The sequence below is a fragment of the Paraburkholderia sp. XV genome (assembly GCF_020177535.1).
GTDB lineage: Bacteria > Pseudomonadota > Gammaproteobacteria > Burkholderiales > Burkholderiaceae > Paraburkholderia > Paraburkholderia caribensis.
This window is the reverse complement of sequence record NZ_JAGUUD010000246.1, coordinates 1-2865: the sequence shown is the minus strand read 5'-3', so window position 1 is coordinate 2865 and position 2865 is coordinate 1. Positions and strand designations below refer to the sequence as shown.

The 2865-nt window shown below is 62.6% G+C and carries 5 protein-coding genes; 2 read left to right on the top strand and 3 right to left on the bottom strand.

Going from position 1 to position 2865, the window contains the following annotated elements:
• The first annotated feature begins 591 nt into the window (after window positions 1-591).
• Both KFO72_RS41680 and KFO72_RS41675 read left to right on the top strand, forming a co-directional pair.
• Window positions 592-1023 (top strand): NUDIX hydrolase, encoded by a 432-nt coding sequence (locus tag KFO72_RS41680; RefSeq protein ID WP_225034534.1) that lies wholly within the window; start codon window positions 592-594, stop codon window positions 1021-1023.
• A 205-nt stretch (window positions 1024-1228) separates the two neighbouring features.
• Window positions 1229-1525 carry a hypothetical protein gene (locus tag KFO72_RS41675; protein ID WP_225034533.1) on the top strand — a complete coding sequence of 99 codons (297 nt, stop codon included), beginning with the start codon at window positions 1229-1231 and terminating at the stop codon, window positions 1523-1525.
• A 182-nt stretch (window positions 1526-1707) separates the two neighbouring features.
• Here the strand turns inward: KFO72_RS41675 and KFO72_RS41670 are convergent, their stop codons facing one another.
• The 3 genes from KFO72_RS41670 to KFO72_RS41660 form a co-directional block, all read right to left on the bottom strand.
• Window positions 1708-2001 carry a hypothetical protein gene (locus KFO72_RS41670; RefSeq protein ID WP_225034532.1) on the bottom strand — a complete coding sequence of 98 codons (294 nt, stop codon included), beginning with the start codon at window positions 1999-2001 and terminating at the stop codon, window positions 1708-1710.
• A gap of 191 nt (window positions 2002-2192) precedes the next feature.
• A complete protein-coding gene (locus KFO72_RS41665; protein ID WP_412101833.1) occupies window positions 2193-2660 on the bottom strand; it encodes a hypothetical protein in 468 nt (155 codons plus the stop codon).
• Window positions 2657-2865: hypothetical protein (locus KFO72_RS41660; protein WP_225034531.1), on the bottom strand; the 209-nt coding region annotated here is incomplete at its 5' end. The genes KFO72_RS41665 and KFO72_RS41660, both read right to left, overlap by 4 nt.

Here is a 2865-nt window from a genome sequence, read left to right as displayed (position 1 = left end):
AAGTCGACGGACAGGTAAGACTTCTCACGCTGCTCGTGGCTTTACATCTGCTCGTGTTTTCCGAGTCTCGAACGTGGTTGTCGCCCGCGCAGTCTGTAAGTGTCATGCGACGATGACACATCGCCGATTCCACCGTGCTGGATGCTTCGACGGGTCAGGATTTCGAGTCGGGCATTACCCATCGCGGCCCGTCTGGCAGAGTGGCACGGCTGTGTGCTGGACCCGGCTGGCATGCGCGCGGTATTCGATAGCCGGGGATTTATCGATGCGGATGCGGTTCTATGCCGGATCATCCGACGTGCGTGCGAAGCCGCGCTGCTGGCCGATTCACCGTCGGCACAGGCCGCCACCCTTAGGCATCGGCTGCGGGGGCCGCCGCGTCGCCGCGGTCACGGCACCAACTGGCGAATTCAACGCCAAGTTGTCCGGCACGCCACCTGAAGCTTAATGAGTTACTGGCATCGCAAAAGGGCCACCCTGCGTGACGGCATTTGGCGTGCCTGATTCTTGCTACTGCTTACCGAGACCGTCCGTCAGCCGCGCGGCGACGCGCGGAACTGCACTGCCGCATGCACGCATCAAGGAGCCAACATGAAAGAGCAGGCGACCGTCATCTGCCGACGCGACGACACGGTTCTATTCGTGCGACACCGCATCCGTTGGACGCTGCCTGGCGGCATTGTCCGCGCGAACGAAAGTCCGCTGCAATGCGCGCATCGCGAGCTTGAGGAGCAGACTTCGCTGGTCGCCGTGTCGTCGGCCTATCTTTGGCAATTCGTCGGCTTCAACAAGCGCCATCACGTATTCATCATGGAGATTGCAGACGGTGCGGACCCGCAGCCTCGAAACGAAATACGGACTTGCAGATGGTTCGTTCCACGCGACATCGAAACGCTGCGTGTAAGTGTGCCGACGAGATCAATTCTGGAACTGGTGTCGGGCCGTCGCGGCCACGCCGCGCCATGGACGAATCAACGGGCGCGGAGAGCTGGAGCACACGATAGGCATCTGCCATGGGAATGACGGGCAGCGGGCCGATAATTTCGTCACTGTGCGGCCGGCCGACGTTTCTCCGGCCGCGTGCAGGAAGGCAGAGGTTGCACGACCTGATTGGAAAAGTTACGCGAAAGCGACTGCAAATCCTGGCGTTGTGCAGCAGGCGTACGCGGTGGCTTTGCCTACACGCGCGCCTATGCGGTGCGCGATCAACCCCGGAGGAAGGATGGCGATGACGCGCGAAGAATTCGAGCAAAAGATCGGAACCGTATTACGTGCTCACGGCGCAGGTGTGACAGCTGATCTGACCGACGAACTGCTCGCTTACTGGAACGGGCATGCGGTCGCCTATGTGCTGATTTGCGCGGAACCGCCCGATGCCTGCTATGAAGAGTTTTCCATGGACGACGCGCAATGGGCAAACTGGCGGTCGTGGCTAGAGGCATGGATAGAGGCGCCGACGTTTAGCGTGCGCCCGGAAGTGCACAACTGGCTGTCGGAGGAACCGCCTGCCGAAGCTGGAGAGTAGAAGCGGGGCGTTGCGCAGCCCCCGTCTACCGGCGAGTAGTCGTACGAGCTCAGGTTCGACGGCTACTTGTTGATGGCGCGGATCGTCGCCGAAACATGCCGCGCCGGTCCGGGCGGCCTGCAGGATGAAGCTGGAAAGTGTCCCGGCGGGGAATTCGTGGTGGCCGGGCGCAGCGCGCGTCGCTAGCCTGGACGGTCGTCGATCTCTGCCGCAAGGACGTGAAGCAATGCGTGCGTGACCCACGCTTGCGCGCCGAGTTCGGCCAGGAGCAGGTCCGCTTGCTCCTGACCGAGGGGCTCGAAGCTGATCGTGATGCGCTCAAATTCTCCGTGTCGCACACAGCCCGTACTGGCGCCCCGTACATTCGCGCCCGCGCCCGTCAACAGGCGCCACAGCGCGATCACATGCATCTCGTCGCACGCTGTCTGGACCGTGACACCGCCCACACGTCCACTGCTCTGCAGATAACGGGTCATCGTCATCACCCGCGAGCGTCTCATATCGATCGGTGAAGTTTAACGCCATACCGTTGCCTTTTAAGCGAGCGACGGTCTGCTTATCCCGAGGGCAGGCGGGCGAATGCAGGGCACCCGGCCTGCGCCTGCCGGAAGATCTTCTCCGCCATATCAACCGGCCGGTGTTCCCGCTAACCATGTCGAGCGGGATATCACGACTGTGCGTATCGGCCCCGTTGAGGCAGCGTATCCCCTCTGGCCGAAGAACCACCGGACTCTTCAAAAGGCGGCTGATGCCTGAAGCCCGCGCTGCCCGAAACAATGGCGATAATTGCGCCCACAATGAGTGCGGCAAACGAGTACCAGCTGGCCCGCGCGACACCGCGAGCGGCCTGGTCCGCTGCCTGACGGGCCTGCGGTTCCGCATCCGGACTCGACGCGAATGACGCTGCCGATGCGACGGCTGCCTGGACCTGCTGTCTTGCGGAGTCGATCGACGGGTTTGCCGCTCCCGTCCGGTTCGTTGCCGCTGCGCCGACTTGCGCGCCCGTCGTCGCGACGCTACCGACTGTGTTGACGGCACCCGTGACGGTGGAGGTCATGCCGTAGACAACCAGCAGCGTCATGACAGCCCACGCGAGCAGCCCGCCGCGCCTGTCATACATGTTTGCTGTGATCACGTTCCGTGCTTCGGGCCGCGCGGCGCATTGTCCCCGCCGGGTTGCAGGTCTGGATCGACGCGATCGTGTTCAGGCGTATACGAGCCTTGTTCAGGATGATCCTTTCCTTTCGAAACCAGCGTTTCATCCATGTTGCCGTGCGGCTTCTGAGTGACGGTGCCATCGGGGGCGACGCTCACGTCGCCGTCGTCCGATTGAAGTCTGC